9 protein-coding genes, 1 pseudogene and 1 riboswitch are annotated in these 13,560 nt (G+C 62.1%); of the genes and pseudogenes, 7 read left to right on the top strand and 3 right to left on the bottom strand.

Annotation, left to right across the window (positions count from 1 at the left end):
• Window positions 1-26: 26 nt before the first annotated feature.
• The 5 genes from ACVOMB_RS13005 (at window position 27) to ACVOMB_RS12985 (ending at window position 6,149) form a co-directional block, all read left to right on the top strand.
• A complete protein-coding gene (locus tag ACVOMB_RS13005; protein ID WP_481531560.1) occupies window positions 27-803 on the top strand; it encodes a phosphatase PAP2 family protein in 777 nt (258 codons plus the stop codon).
• Entirely contained in the window at window positions 800-2,458 is a 1,659-nt protein-coding gene (locus tag ACVOMB_RS13000) for a phosphoethanolamine transferase (RefSeq protein ID WP_481531559.1), read from the top strand. Before ACVOMB_RS13005 ends, ACVOMB_RS13000 begins: the two co-directional genes overlap by 4 nt.
• A gap of 403 nt (window positions 2,459-2,861) precedes the next feature.
• Window positions 2,862-3,296 carry an EamA family transporter gene (locus ACVOMB_RS12995; protein ID WP_481511088.1) on the top strand — a complete coding sequence of 145 codons (435 nt, stop codon included), beginning with the start codon at window positions 2,862-2,864 and terminating at the stop codon, window positions 3,294-3,296.
• 70 nt (window positions 3,297-3,366) lie between these two features.
• Window positions 3,367-5,373, top strand: coding sequence for a M2 family metallopeptidase (locus tag ACVOMB_RS12990; protein WP_481531558.1), 2,007 nt, complete (start codon window positions 3,367-3,369; stop codon window positions 5,371-5,373).
• A 329-nt stretch (window positions 5,374-5,702) separates the two neighbouring features.
• The gene (locus tag ACVOMB_RS12985; RefSeq protein WP_481531557.1) at window positions 5,703-6,149 is read left to right on the top strand and encodes a hypothetical protein; all 447 of its coding nucleotides are present in this window, start codon (window positions 5,703-5,705) and stop codon (window positions 6,147-6,149) included.
• A 244-nt stretch (window positions 6,150-6,393) separates the two neighbouring features.
• Here ACVOMB_RS12985 and ACVOMB_RS12980 read toward each other — a convergent pair.
• Window positions 6,394-7,535, bottom strand: a pseudogene (locus tag ACVOMB_RS12980) (IS3 family transposase).
• Window positions 7,536-7,717: 182 nt separating this feature from the next.
• On the opposite strand from ACVOMB_RS12980, the gene ACVOMB_RS12975 reads away from it, so the two are divergent.
• Window positions 7,718-7,921 carry a hypothetical protein gene (locus tag ACVOMB_RS12975; RefSeq protein ID WP_481531556.1) on the top strand — a complete coding sequence of 68 codons (204 nt, stop codon included), beginning with the start codon at window positions 7,718-7,720 and terminating at the stop codon, window positions 7,919-7,921.
• A 280-nt stretch (window positions 7,922-8,201) separates the two neighbouring features.
• On the opposite strand, the gene ACVOMB_RS12970 is transcribed toward ACVOMB_RS12975, so the two are convergent.
• Together ACVOMB_RS12970 and ACVOMB_RS12965 are read right to left on the bottom strand one after the other, a co-directional pair.
• On the bottom strand, window positions 8,202-8,618 hold the full coding sequence (locus tag ACVOMB_RS12970; protein ID WP_481531555.1) for a hypothetical protein: 417 nt from the start codon (window positions 8,616-8,618) through the stop codon (window positions 8,202-8,204).
• A 74-nt stretch (window positions 8,619-8,692) separates the two neighbouring features.
• Window positions 8,693-9,913 carry a multidrug effflux MFS transporter gene (locus tag ACVOMB_RS12965; protein WP_481531554.1) on the bottom strand — a complete coding sequence of 407 codons (1,221 nt, stop codon included), beginning with the start codon at window positions 9,911-9,913 and terminating at the stop codon, window positions 8,693-8,695.
• A gap of 337 nt (window positions 9,914-10,250) precedes the next feature.
• Window positions 10,251-10,359: riboswitch (glycine riboswitch) on the top strand.
• 112 nt (window positions 10,360-10,471) lie between these two features.
• Between ACVOMB_RS12965 and gcvP the strand changes: the two genes are divergently transcribed.
• Entirely contained in the window at window positions 10,472-13,336 is a 2,865-nt protein-coding gene (gene gcvP / locus ACVOMB_RS12960) for an aminomethyl-transferring glycine dehydrogenase (protein WP_481531553.1), read from the top strand.
• Window positions 13,337-13,560 lie beyond the last annotated feature (224 nt).

Below are 13,560 nucleotides of genomic sequence, written 5' to 3'. Positions count from 1 at the left end.
ATTCCGTTTCATGGCGCCCAAGCTACATGTCGCAGCCACCCACTTCCGCCGCCCTGGTCCCGGTTGCCGAACGCAGCCGTCTGAGCTTCGCCGGGCGCACCCTGCTGATCCCACTGTTGGTTGTCGTCTTTGGCAGCCTGCTGTTGATGGCCGGCAACGGTGATCAATGGCTTGCCGACCAGCTGTTCCGCTGGCAGGGCAACCAGTGGGCGTTGAAAGACGCCTGGTGGACCAGCCACCTTATCCATAAGGGCGGCCGCAACCTGACCTGGTTTGTCGCGCTACTGGTGATCCTGGCGCTGATCCGCAGCTGCATGGACATGCGCTGGCGTCCACTGCGGCGGCCACTGGCCTACCTGCTGTCGTCGGTAGCGCTGACCACCAGCATCGTCGCGCTGCTGAAATCCTGGACCCATATGGACTGCCCTTGGGACCTGGATCGCTATGGCGGCCTGCGACCGTTCATCGGCCTGTTCGAGCAACGCCCGGTCGGTTTGGGCCACGCCGCCTGCTTCCCGGCCGGCCACGCTGGCTCGGGCTTTGCATGGGTAGCCCTGTTTTTCTTCATGTTGCAGGTGCGACCACAGTGGCGCTGGCCGGCACTGAGCATCGCGCTGCTGATCGGCATGGTGTTCGGCCTGGCCCAGCAGCTACGCGGCGCCCACTTTGCATCGCATGACCTGTGGGCGCTGGCGATCAGCTGGCTGGTCGCAACAACCCTGTACCTGTGGATGTTCAACCCTGCTGCACCGGCCGCCTCCTTGTCGCGCGCCGCTATTGGCAACGTCGGAGAAAAAGCATGAGCGTCGCTGCCCCACGTCCCGTCGGACTGTCGTCGTCCTGGTCGCGCCTGCGCAACTGGCGCCCGGAAATCAGCAGCGAAACCCTGATCCTGTTGGCCAGCGTGTTTTTTGCACTGGTCTGCAACAACCTGTTCTGGCGCAGCGCAATTGCCACCAACCCGAGCAGCATCCTGTTCGCGGTATCGCTGTTTGCGTTGTTGGTAAGCGTGCATGCAATTCTTTTCAGCCTGCTGATCTGGCGCTGGAATGCCAAGGTTGTACTGACATTGCTGTTCATCACCACCGCCTTCGCCACGCATTACATGAACAGCTACAACGTCTATCTGGACGCGGACATGCTGCGCAACGTGCTGGCCACCGACCACAAGGAATCACGTGAGCTGATGACGCCGGCATTGTTGCTGCCGCTGATCGGCTACGGCCTGCTGCCGACCCTGTTGCTGTGGCGCGTGCGGCTGCGCAAGCGCAGCTGGGGACGAGCCCTGCTGTGGCGTATCGCCTTCCTGGCCGGGGTGATCGTGGTGGGAGGCGCCGGCACCATGCTGTCGTTCCAGAATGTTTCCGCGTTGATGCGCAATCATCGTGAAGTGCGTTATTTGGCCACGCCGGCCAACTATCTGATCGCCTTGAAGCAGAATTTCGCCAGTTCCAGCCCCATGAAGAAGCAGCCCAAGCTGCCATTGGGTACCGATGCCAAAGCCATGCCACGTGCAGCCGGCAGCAAACCGCGCCTGCTGGTACTGGTTGTAGGCGAAACCGTGCGTGCGCAGAACTGGGGTTTGAACGGCTACGCCCGCCAGACCACCCCGGAGCTGGCACAGACCGGCGTGATCAACTTCCCGGACATGCATTCCTGCGGCACCAGCACCGAAGTATCCCTGCCCTGCATGTTCTCGCCGTTTGGCCGCCACGACTACGACGAAAAGAAAATCCGAGGTCACCAATCGCTGCTGCACGTGCTTGAACATGCCGGCATTGCAACCCTGTGGCGCGACAACCAGTCCGGCTGCAAGGGCGTTTGCGACGGCCTTGAAATCCAGCGTCTGGATGATGCAACCACGCCGGGCCTGTGCGCCGACGGCCGCTGCATGGATGAGATTCTTCTGGAAAATCTCGCTGCACAGGTGCGCACCAAGCCAGGCGACCGCGTGGTTGTCCTGCACCAGCTGGGCAATCACGGCCCCAGCTATTTCCAACGCTATCCGGCGCAGTTCCGCCAGTTCGCACCGACGTGTGACACAGCGGATCTGGGCAAGTGCAGCCGCGAGGACATCGTCAACAGCTACGACAATGCGATCCGTTATACCGATCACTTCCTGACCCGCACCATCGCTTCCCTGCGTGGAATGGAAGACTACGACACGGCGATGATCTACCTGTCCGATCACGGTGAATCACTGGGTGAAAAGGGCCTGTATCTGCATGGCGTGCCGTATGCGATCGCCCCCGAAGAGCAGACCCGGGTACCGATGGTGATGTGGTTCTCACCGGGATTTACAGCGGATCGTGGCTTGGACATGAGCTGCGTACGCCGCCGGTCTGCGCAGCGCGCCGACCACGACAACCTGTTTCCTTCGGTGCTTGGGCTGATGCAGGTACAGACTTCGGTGTATGACCGATCTCGGGATGTGTTCGCCGGGTGCGGTGGCGGATGACTTGATGGGATTGGTTATGGACTGCTTCTGGTTGGCTGCGCCGCAGGTTTGCGAGTTTGAAATGCGGTAGGTCGCGGAAGCCGGAACGCGAGATGCTTTGAACGCTGGCTCTGGCTCTGGCTCTGGCTTGTGCTTTGGCTTTGGCTTTGGCTTTGGCTTTGGCTTTGGCTCCTGCTTTTGGCTCCGGTCTTGGTTCTGGTTCTGGTTCTGGTTCTGGTTCTGGTTCTGGCTCTACCTTCCCTTCTCCCGCTTGCGGGGGAAGGTGCCCGGAGGGCGGATGGGGGGAGCTGCTGCAGTTGCTTGCTTTACGTTGCTGTGATGATCCATCAGCTTCGCGGCTTACGCCGCTCCCACAAGCAAGCCACTTCCACAAACAGCGTGCTGCCTGCAACAAGGAGCTTTCATGGCCACCTTCCCGCAATGGCTTCCCTGGGCACTGCTTTCCGCAGTATTTGCGGCACTGACCGCGATCTTTGCCAAGCTCGGCCTGCAGAACATCGACTCGGACATGGCGATGCTGCTGCGCACCGTCATCATCAGCGTGGTGCTGGCGATGTTCGTCGCCGCCACCGGAAAATGGAGCAACCCGCTGCAGCTGCCCGGCACAACCGTCGGCTGGTTGGCGCTGTCCGCCTTGGCCACCGGCGCCTCGTGGATGTGCTATTTCCGCGCCCTGCAGCGCGGCCCGGCCTCGCAGGTAGCCCCGGTAGACAAGCTCAGCGTGGTGCTGGTCGCCATCTTCGCCGTAGCCTTCCTGCACGAGCGCCTTGCCTGGCGCGAATGGCTGGGCGTGGCGATGATCGGCGGCGGCGTATTGTTGATGGCGCTCAAGCGCTGAGCTTTCTCCACTTGCGGCCCAGCCGCAGCCCCACTAGCCTTCGCCGGTACTTAACAAACCGGGGTTTGCTGTGAAGAATCGTCATTTAGTCCTGGCCGCCGCCGTTGGCGTGGCCGTGCTCTCGTTGGCTGCCTGTAAAAAGGACGCCGCCACCGATGCCGCCAAGCCGGCCACCACCCAGGCCGCACCGGCCGAGAGCGCCGACCAGTTCATCGCCCGCGTCAATGCCGAATACAAGGCCATGTACCCGGAAATGACCTCGGCCCAGTGGCTGTCGTCCACCTACATCAATGACGATTCCGCACGCGTTGCCGCCAAGGCCAACGAGCGCTGGCTGACCGTACTCAATGGCTGGATCGAGCAGGCCAACAAGTACGAAGGCCAGCCGATGAGCGCCGACACCAAGCGCGCCATCAGCCTGCTCAAGCTGATGACCTCGATGCCCGCCCCGCGCGACCCGCAGAAGCTGGCCGAACTGGCCGGCATCGCCACCAAGATGGAAGGCGACTACGGCGCCGGCACCTACTGCGTGGGCGAAGGCGAGAACAAGAACTGCCGCCAGCTCGGCGACCTGGAAAAGGTGCTGGCCAGCTCGCGCGACTACGACAAACAACTCGACGCCTGGCAGGGCTGGCAGTCCACCGCCGTACCGTCGCGCGCCAACTACCAGCGCTTCGTCGAACTGGTCAACGAAGGCGCCCGCGAACTGGGTTATAGCGATGCCGGCCAGATGTGGCGCAGCGGCTACGACATGCCGGCCGACCAGGTGGGCCCGGAAACCGACCGCTTGTGGGATCAGGTCAAGCCGCTGTACGAGCAGGTGCATTGCTATACCCGCGGCAAGCTGGACAAGGAATACGGCAAGGACAAGGCCGAAGTCGGCGGCGGCATGATTGCCGCGCACCTGACCGGCAACATGTGGCAGCAGGATTGGAGCAACCTGTGGGACATGACCGCGCCGTACCCGAACGCGGGCAGCCTGGACATCACCGCCGCACTGGAAAAGCAGTACCAGACCAATCTCAGCGCCGCCCTCGCCAAGGCAGGTGGCGCCGACCCGGCAAGCCGCTTCAAGGCACAGCGTGAGGCCGAACTGGTCACCGCCCGGCAGATGACCGAGCGTGCGCAGGACTTCTACGTCTCGCTTGGCATGCCCAAGCTGCCGGAGAGCTACTGGCAGAATACCCAGTTCATCAAGCCGCTGGACCGCAACGTGGTCTGCCACGCCAGCGCCTGGGACATGAACATGGGCGGCGACGGCAAGGATGTGGGCCCGGACGTGCGCACCAAGATGTGCATCACCCCGAACGAAGAGAACTTCACCACCATCTACCACGAGCTCGGCCACATCTATTACGACCTGGCCTACAACCCGCTGCCGCCGTTGTTCCAGGGCGGTGCCAACGACGGCTTCCACGAAGCCATCGGCGACACCATCGTGCTGGCGATGACGCCCAAGTACCTCAACTCGATTGGTCTGGTCGGCGCGCAGCAGGAAAGCCGCGAAGCCACCATCAATGCGCAGATGCGCATGGCGATGTCGGGCGTGTCGTTCCTACCGTTCGGGCTGATGATCGACCGCTGGCGCTGGGGCGTGTTCGACGGCTCGATCAAGCCGGACCAGTACAACCAGAAGTGGTGGGAACTGAAGGCGCAGTACCAGGGCGTGGCCCCGGCCAGCGCTCGCGGCGAAGAGTTCTTCGACGCCGGCGCCAAGTACCACGTACCGGGCAACACCCCGTACCTGCGTTACTTCCTGGCGCGCATCCTGCAATACCAGTTCTACAAGGGCCTGTGCGACGCGTCCGGCTACACCGGTCCGCTCAACGAGTGCAGCTTCTACGGCAACAAGGAAGCCGGCCAGAAGTTCTGGGCAATGCTGAGCAAGGGCTCCAGCCAGCCGTGGCAAGCCACGCTGAAAGAACTGACCGGCAACGACAAGCTCGACGCCGGCCCAATGCTCGAATACTTCGCACCGCTGCAGGATTGGCTGAAGCAGCAGAACGAAGGCCAGATGTGTGGTTGGCAAGCAGCAGCTCCGGCTGCTGCGCAGCCGGCACCGGCCAAGGCTGGCTGAGTTTTCTTTGCCGTAAGTGTTCAAAAGAAGGGCGCCACGGCGCCCTTCCTGCTTTTGGACCAGGGCACCATCGATACGATGACACTTCGACTTTAGTCAGGCAGGGCGCAACGGGTGATCTGTTTCACCCTCAATGTGCGGGGTGTAACCCACCGAACCGCTGATTCTCCGGACAACACGTAATTGACCCGCTTGAATTGACGCGGGACACTTCAGCCATCCAATAGTTTTATGTTTCTTCATGAAACAGGACAGGGCATACTCCGCGTCATACCACCGTTAGCCGATCCAATAGGCTTCAGGCCACGGTTGCAAAGCGCATTTCATAAATGGAGAGTATCGAAATGAAGCTACCGCGAGGAACAACCTTATATCACGCCACACGGTTTGAACACGCTGCAACCATATGCAATGGAGGCATACAGCTTGTTGATAGCGCTTGGGGCCAAACAGAGTTAGGGCCTGGTTTCTATACCGCGACCACTCGTGCAGGGGCTGAGGGCTACCTGACTGAGGCGGGCGCTGTATTGGAACTTGAGACCATCTCAGAAATGGATGGCGCCGCGACGCAGCCTCCGCCCGGCTTCAATTGGAGCACGGCCAACAGGTTGATCGAACTAAAATCCCTTTGCATACAGCATAAATTTCTCGTCAGCTCCACAGACATTCCGGTATCGCAATACAAATTCAACCAAAGTGGAATCAAGCAGCTCAAATTAGTTGCCGTGCTTGTGGGTCAGGCACGTTACAGCCCAGAAGAGTATCTGGACGTTTGAAGGTATCACCGCGACTGTTTTACAGTAACGCATCTGTGCAATTGGCTGACTACCTCCCTGACCTTAGCATCGTAGAGCACATCCGATAACTGCGTTCAGGATTATTAGCCCTCAACAGATCTGCTTGCCAGCGTTTCTCAAACCGCACCGGGCTGACGTAGGGGCTAGTTTTTCAGTACGGCATATAGAACAAAGATAGCCGCCGAAAAAAACATGATCTTGCCCCCGCCCCACGGGCACCTATCTAAGCGAAATGGGTCAGCTCGTACTGCTCTGGGCTGAGGTAGCCCAGAGTTGAGTGCAGCCGGGTTCGATTGTAGTCCACCTCGATGTATTCAAATACTTGCGCCTTGGCCTGCTCGCGCGTGGCGAATCGTTCACCGTGGATCGCCTCTACCTTGAGGCTGTGGCTCCAGCTTTCCATCGCCGCATTGTCGTAGCAGTTGCCCCTGGCGCTCATGCTGGCGATCAAGTCATGGGCGTCGAATAGGGCACGATGTTCGCGTGAGCAATATTGGCTTCCTCGGTCGGTGTGCATGATCACGCCACGTGGCCGCTTGCGGCGGAACAATGCCATCCGCAGTGCATCGCATACCAGAGTCGCGGTCATGCGCTCGGACATCGACCAGCCCACCACCTTGCGCGAGTACCAGTCCATGACTACCGCCAGGTACAACCAGCCTTCGTCCGTGCCGATGTAGGTGATGTCGCCCACCCACACCCGGTTCGCTTGTAGCGCTGTAAAGTCCTGCTTCAACAGATTCTCCGCCACCGGCAACGAATGGTTCGAGTTTGTCGTCGCCTTGAACTTCTTCGCCGCCTTCGCGCGCAGACCTTGCCGACGCAGGCTCTGTGCCACCTGCCGCCGCCCTTTGCCCAGGTGTTTGGCTAGCCTTGGCGAACCCGCACGTCCCTTGCGCGCCTCGAACTCAGTACGCACCTGCGTATCCAGCAGTTCACTCGCCCGCGCTTGTCGGGAGGGCTTACGGCCGCGCCAGCCGTAGTACCCGCTCGGCGACACCACCAGCGCCCGGCACATCAACCGAACCGAGGACTCAGCCTCATGCGCTTGCATCGTCGCGTACTTCACTTCGGTTGCTTCGCGAAGTACACCGCCGCCTTTTTTAGGAAGGCGACCTCTTCCTCCAGTCGCACCACCTCTCGCCGCAGCCGCGCCTGCTCGGACTGTGCCAGCTGCTGTATCTCCGCTCCCTGGCCCTGCTGCTAGGCCTCGGCCCGCCATGCGTAAAGCTGTGCCGACTCCAAACCCAGATCGCGTGCGACCGCCGGAACACCGTCCTTCACTGCACGCAACACAGCCTGCTGCCTGAACTCGACACTGTGCTGCTTGCGTACCTGCTTCGTCTCTGCCTTCTTCCCAGTCATCTGTCTCACCTCGAATTGCAATATTGAATCGCTTATCCAGGTAGCCGTGAAGTTGGGGCAAGATCAGACTCCTCCGGCATGACGATCGCAGACATGCCGTCAGCCGTGGCAAACTGGCATTCCCCCGCCAGCGCCAAGCCTTGGTTTGGTGCATCCTGGCAGCCCGCCAGACCGGAGCGATCGTGAGCACGAGTCTTCTGCTTCTTGGCGTTCTCTTCAGTTCCCTGGGTCTGGGCTACTTCATCTACGGGAAGCGACAGCAAGCCCCCATACCGCTGGTCTGCGGACTGGTCTTGATGATCGGCCCTTACTTCGTCTCCAACGCCATCGTCATGCTGCTACTTGGCGGCATCGTCAGCGTCATCCCTTGGTTGATAGGAATTTGACTGCGGTTACCAGGGTGTGGCGAGTGCAACCTGGCACTCATCTTGGCTTTGCCCTATGCCTACTGGCACTAACCGCCTGCACGTCCGCCCCCGATCCACGGGCAGCAGCGTCGAAGACGCAATCCCAGCCTGCCGATGAAAACTGCGCGCTGGCCAAGGAAAGGCAGAACACGCTCGCCATCAACTATTGGTGCCGCTAGCAGTCCATTCGGCCCCCTGTTGCGGAAAACAACAAAGGCGCCACAGGCGCCCTTGTCTATTCAAACCTGCTGCGCGCAAATCAATGCGTGCCAGCAGCCGCCTTGCCCACCGCACCCAGCTCACCGGCCAGATTGCGCTTATAGGTATCGAAGTCGATGCCCTGCTCGGCCACTTCAGCATGCGCGGCGTCCTTGAGCGCATCGGAATACATCAGCCGCACCGGCGTTTCGTTGTTCTCGTGCCATTCGGCGGCCTGCATGATCAACGCCAGCACACGCGCGGCGCTGGTGGTCTCACCGGCGATCTTGCCATCCATGCCGAGCACCCACTCGCCATCACGGCGGACGATGCCGGCCAGCAACGCACGGTTCTGGTCGCGCAGTTCGGCATGCGGCTCAACTTTGGGCTTTACCGGCGGATTGGCTTCGGCCTGGTTGCGCTCGCGCTCGGCCAGCTTCTTCTTCGCCTCGCGGCGGCCTTTGGATTGGATCGACATCAGTTGTTCACTCTTTGAACGGCCGCCGGTGATGGCGGCGCGGCTATTGTCCCCGATGCGGGGGTGAATTCGTGTCAGGACGCGGTTTCGTCACGTTGGGCGCGCTGGCTGATGCGTTCCCATTTCCACATCGCCCAACTACCCAAACCGAACAGGGCCGCGCCGATGGCCAGGGTCAGGCCGCTGCGGCTGAGCATCGGCGAGAGCACGCCGGCGATGATGGCATTGGTCACCAGCGTACTGAACGCCTGCATCGACGAAGCGGTACCACGCTGGCGTGGATACATATCGAGGATGGCCAGGGTCAGGATCGGGAAGATCAGGGCCACGCCAAACGAAGTCAGGGTGAATGGCAGCACCGCCCACGGCACCGTCATTTCGGTGGCGAAGGCGTTGTAGCTGATGTTGTAGATGGCTGCGACGGCCATGAAGCAGTAACCGATCCGTACCGCCCGCGCGCCATCCATGCGTCCTGCCGCACGGCCTGAAGCATAGGCACCCAAGGCCATGCCGCCGATGGTGGGGATGAACAGCCAGGCGAACTGGCGCTCGTTCATGTGCAGTAGATCGAGCACGAAGGCAGGCGCCGAGGCGATGTACAGGAACAGCCCGCCGAAGCCCAGCGAACCAGCCAGGGCCAGACGCAGGAAGCGCGGATTGACGCCGATGCTGACGTAGTCCTGCAGCAGACGTTTTGGATGCAGGCTCAGCCGCGCATGCGGCGGGTGGGTTTCCGGCAGCCAGATGCAGGTGATCAGCAGCAACAGCGCCGAGAACCCGACCAGGAACCAGAAAATGCCTTGCCAATGCGTCCAGCCCAGCAACCAGCCGCCGATGATCGGGGCGATGGCCGGAGCGATGGAGAAGATCATCGAGACCTGGCTCATCAGCCGTTGCGCGTCGTCACCGTCGTATAGATCGCGGATCACCGCACGGCCGATGATGTAGCCGACGCCAGCCGAAAGACCCTGCAGGAAGCGGAACAGCAGCAAGGTTCCCATGTCGGTGGACAGTGCACAGCCGACCGATGCGCCGATGAACACCACCAGCCCGCCGATGATGACCACCTTGCGGCCCAGCGCATCGGACAGCGCGCCATGCACCAGACTCATCAATGCATAGGCCAGCAGATAGACGCTGATTACCTGCTGCATCGCCAGCTTGTCTGCGCCCAGATCGGCGCCCATCTGCGGGAACGCGGGGAACACCGCATCGATCGCGAACGGGCCGAACATCGACAAACCGGCTACCAGAATGGCGATACGACGCAATGAAACCTGCTTGCTTGCTTCCATGGCTTTCAATAACCAGCAACGGCACCAGCGCGGGCGCCGGTGCGGGGTGAGAGACCAGATGAACAGGGCCGGGCGCGACGGCGCTGGACGGCCATGATGCGGCAATTTGTCCGGACATTCATCCGCTTCAGCCAGCGGTTCCGGGACGCCCGGTCGTACGCCTGCAAGGCGCGGGGTTGAAACCGGGATGTAGATGGTAATCCAAGCCGTTGCGCGGGTCTGCCCCGGGGCTTTACCGAGCTATAATCGCCAAGCTGCACGAACAAGGTGGGAGAAGCGGTTCACCCCGCTGCCGAAGGCGCAAACGCCCGTAATCGCTCAGGCCCGATACCACCCGTACCAAAACTCTGGAGAGACCGGTTCAATCCGGCGCCGAAGGTGCACGAAGCGCACGATCCTCGTCGCGTCGCTTCCAAACTCTCAGGCAAAAGGACAGAGGGGCGCGAGGTAAGCCTTTGGCTTGCCGGCTGTGCTGTCGCGCGTGCGCGGCAACCGGACGGCAACAGGGCGAGCCTGGCTCACCGCCCCTGCCCTGCATGCCTTCTCCGGACGTCAGCCATGACCCAGAACACTCTTTCGCTGCGCGAGCTCGAACACCACTCCGCGTTTGTTGACCGCCACATCGGCCCCAACGACGCTGAAATCGCGCAGATGCTGCGCACCGTTGGCCATGATTCGCTCGAAGCGCTTACCGACGCCATCGTGCCCGGTTCGATCAAGTCGCCGGCACCGCTGGCACTGCCCGAGTCGCTGACCGAAGTCGACGCGCTGGCCAAGATCCGCGCCATCGCTGACAAGAACAAGGTACTGCGCAGCTTCATCGGCCAGGGCTATTACGGCACCCACACGCCGAACGTGATCCTGCGCAACATCCTCGAGAACCCGGCGTGGTACACGGCGTACACGCCTTACCAGGCGGAAATCTCGCAGGGCCGCATGGAAGCGCTGATCAACTTCCAGACCATGGTCGCCGACCTGACCGGCATGGAAATCGCCAACGCCTCGCTGCTGGACGAAGCCACCGCCGCCGCCGAAGCGATGACCCTGGCCAAGCGTTCGGCCAAGTCCAAGTCCAAAGTCTTCTTCGTGCAGGACAGCGTGCACCCGCAGACGCTGGAGCTGCTGCGCACCCGCGCCGAGCCGATGGGCATTGAACTACTGATCGGCAAGCCAGCCGAGGCGCTGACCGCCGACACCTTCGGCGTGCTGCTGCAGTACCCGGATAGCCTGGGCAACATCGGCGACTACAAGGCGCTGGTCGAGGCTGTGCATGCCCGCCAGGGCCTGGTCGCCGTGGCTACCGACCTGCTGGCGCTGACCTTGATCGCCGCTCCCGGCGAATGGGGCGCGGACATCGTGGTCGGCAACAGCCAGCGTTTCGGCGTGCCGTTCGGTTTCGGCGGCCCGCACGCCGCCTTCATGGCCTGCCGTGACGCCTACAAGCGCTCGATGCCGGGCCGCCTGATCGGCGTCTCGGTCGATGCCGAAGGCCGGGCAGCTTACCGCCTGACCCTGCAGACCCGCGAGCAGCACATCCGCCGCGAGAAGGCCACCTCCAACATCTGTACCGCACAGGTGCTGCTGGCCGTGATGGCCTCGATGTACGCCGTCTACCACGGCCCGGAAGGCCTGCAGCGCATCGCCCGCCGCACCCACCGCCTGGCCGCGATCCTCGCCGCCGCGCTGCGTGGCAAGGGCGTGGCGGTCGGCAACGACTTCTTCGACACCCTGCACATCACCGGCGTTGATTCGGCTGCACTGAAGGCCAAGGCCGAAGCCGCCGGCATCAACCTGCGCATCATCGATGCCGGCTCGGTCGGCATCAGCCTGGACGAAACCGCTACCCGCGCCGACGTGATCGCGCTGGGCGAGCTGTTCGGCGCCAGCGTCGATGTGGACGCACTGGACGCCAGCACCGCCGACGCGCTGCCGAAGGCCCTGGTACGCAGCAGCGACTTCCTCGCCCACCCGGTGTTCAACACGCACCACAGCGAACACGAGATGCTGCGCTACCTGCGTTCGCTGGCTGACAAGGATCTGGCGATGGATCGCACCATGATCCCGCTGGGCAGCTGCACCATGAAGCTCAACGCCACCGCCGAGATGATCCCGGTGACCTGGCCGGAGTTCGCCAACATCCATCCGCTGGCACCGGCTGATCAGGCGCAGGGCTACAAGGAACTGATCGACGGCCTGGAAGCGATGCTGGTCGAGTGCACCGGCTATGACGCGGTGAGCCTGCAGCCGAACTCCGGCGCGCAGGGCGAGTACGCCGGCCTGCTGGCGATCCGCGCCTATCACCGCTCACGCAATGAAGGCCATCGCGACATCTGCCTGATTCCGGACTCGGCGCACGGCACCAACCCGGCCTCGGCACAGATGTGCGGCATGACCGTCGTTGTGACCAAGACCGACGGCAACGGCAACGTCGATGTCGAAGACATCCGCCGCAACGCCGAGAAGTACAGCGACCGCCTGGCCGCGATCATGATGACCTACCCGTCCACGCATGGCGTGTTCGAGGAAGAGGTGGTCGAGATCTGCGAGATCATCCACAAGCACGGCGGCCAGGTGTACACCGACGGTGCCAACATGAACGCCCTGGTTGGCGTGGCCAAGCCCGGCAAGTGGGGCTCGGACGTGTCGCACCTGAACCTGCACAAGACCTTCTGCATCCCGCACGGCGGCGGCGGCCCGGGCGTTGGCCCGTGTGCGGTGAAGTCGCACCTGGCTCCGTTCCTGCCGGGCAAGCTAGGCGACAACGGCCCGGTTGGCATGGTCAGTGCAGCCAGCTTCGGCAGCGCCTCGATCCTGCCGATCAGCTGGATGTACATCACCCTGATGGGCACCGCTGGTCTGCGCAAGGCAACCCAAGTTGCACTGCTCAACGCCAACTACATCGCCAAGCGCCTGGCTCCGCATTACGCCACCCTGTACACCGGCCGTAACGGTCTGGTGGCGCATGAGTGCATCCTCGACGTGCGTCCGCTGGAGAAGACCTCCGGCATCGGCGCCGAGGACGTGGCCAAGCGCCTGATCGACTTCGGCTTCCATGCCCCGACCCTGAGCTTCCCGGTTGCCGGCACGCTGATGGTCGAGCCGACCGAGAGCGAATCGCAGCACGAGCTGGACCGTTTCATCGACGCGATGATCCAGATCCGCGAAGAAATCCAGGCCATCGAAGATGGCAAGCTCGACCGCGAGGACAACCCGCTCAAGCACGCCCCGCATACCGCGGGTGCAGTGACGGCCAGCGAGTGGACGCATGCGTATCCGCGCGAACTGGCAGCCTTCCCGCTGCCGTCGCTGAAGCTGCAGAAGTACTGGCCGCCGGTGGCACGCGTGGACAACGTCTATGGCGACAAGAACATCATGTGCGCTTGTATTCCGGTGGATGCGTACAAGGAAGATGTTGAGGCGTGATCGGGGCTTGATTGCCTGATGCGTGAATGAAAACAGCCGGCTTTCGCCGGCTGTTTTTTTTTGAACGGAAGATTGGACTACCCGAACTTCCGCGAGTGGAGTCAAGAACGGGCGAGCTTTGGCTTTGGCTTTGGCTTTGGCTTCGGCTTCGGCGTTGGCTAGGGCGTTGGCTATGGCTACGCAGTGGGCATTGCGTAGGGCTTGGGCTTTTTCTTAGCATCGGG

Source organism: Stenotrophomonas sp. STEN018 (assembly GCF_056760235.1).
Note: the sequence above shows the minus strand (reverse complement) of the source record. Positions and strands in the feature narration are given on the sequence as shown.

Coding starts and splice junctions, on each gene's coding strand:
- ACVOMB_RS13000 (WP_481531559.1), top strand. CDS start 800: ATGAGCGTCGCTGCCCCACGTCCCGTCGGACTGTCGTCGTCCTGGTCG.
- ACVOMB_RS12965 (WP_481531554.1), bottom strand. CDS start 9,913: ATGGAAGCAAGCAAGCAGGTTTCATTGCGTCGTATCGCCATTCTGGTA.
- ACVOMB_RS13005 (WP_481531560.1), top strand. CDS start 27: ATGTCGCAGCCACCCACTTCCGCCGCCCTGGTCCCGGTTGCCGAACGC.
- gcvP (WP_481531553.1), top strand. CDS start 10,472: ATGACCCAGAACACTCTTTCGCTGCGCGAGCTCGAACACCACTCCGCG.
- ACVOMB_RS12970 (WP_481531555.1), bottom strand. CDS start 8,618: ATGTCGATCCAATCCAAAGGCCGCCGCGAGGCGAAGAAGAAGCTGGCC.
- ACVOMB_RS12985 (WP_481531557.1), top strand. CDS start 5,703: ATGGAGAGTATCGAAATGAAGCTACCGCGAGGAACAACCTTATATCAC.
- ACVOMB_RS12995 (WP_481511088.1), top strand. CDS start 2,862: ATGGCCACCTTCCCGCAATGGCTTCCCTGGGCACTGCTTTCCGCAGTA.